Source organism: Cetobacterium sp. ZOR0034, from assembly GCF_000799075.1.
In the GTDB taxonomy this organism is placed as follows: Bacteria; Fusobacteriota; Fusobacteriia; order Fusobacteriales; family Fusobacteriaceae; genus Cetobacterium_A.
The window spans coordinates 1-258 of record NZ_JTLI01000113.1 but is presented as its reverse complement, the minus strand read 5'-3'; the positions used below and the strand labels follow the sequence as shown (position 1 = coordinate 258).

The following is a 258-nucleotide window of genomic DNA, read 5'->3' as shown; positions in this document are numbered from 1 at the left end:
GAATAGGTAGACGCACGGGACTTAAAATCCCGAGCTATCTGATAGCGTGCCGGTTCGATTCCGGCCCCAGGCACCAATATTTGTGGTGACCGTAGTTCAGTTGGTAGAGCGCCAGTTTGTGGATCTGGTTGTCGCGGGTTCGAGCCCCGTCGGTCACCCCATAAAAATAAAAAAATCTTAAAATGCGGGAGTAGCTCAGTTGGTAGAGCGTCAGCCTTCCAAGCTGAATGTCGCGAGTTCGACCCTCGTCTCCCGCTC

At 53.1% G+C, this 258-nt stretch carries 2 tRNA genes; both read left to right on the top strand.

The window, feature by feature from the left end:
• Nucleotides 1-85 precede the first annotated feature (85 nt).
• Nucleotides 86-161: transfer RNA gene (locus L992_RS12780), tRNA-His, on the top strand.
• A 23-nt stretch (nt 162-184) separates the two neighbouring features.
• Nucleotides 185-257, top strand: a tRNA-Gly gene (locus tag L992_RS12775).
• Nucleotide 258: the final 1 nt, after the last annotated feature.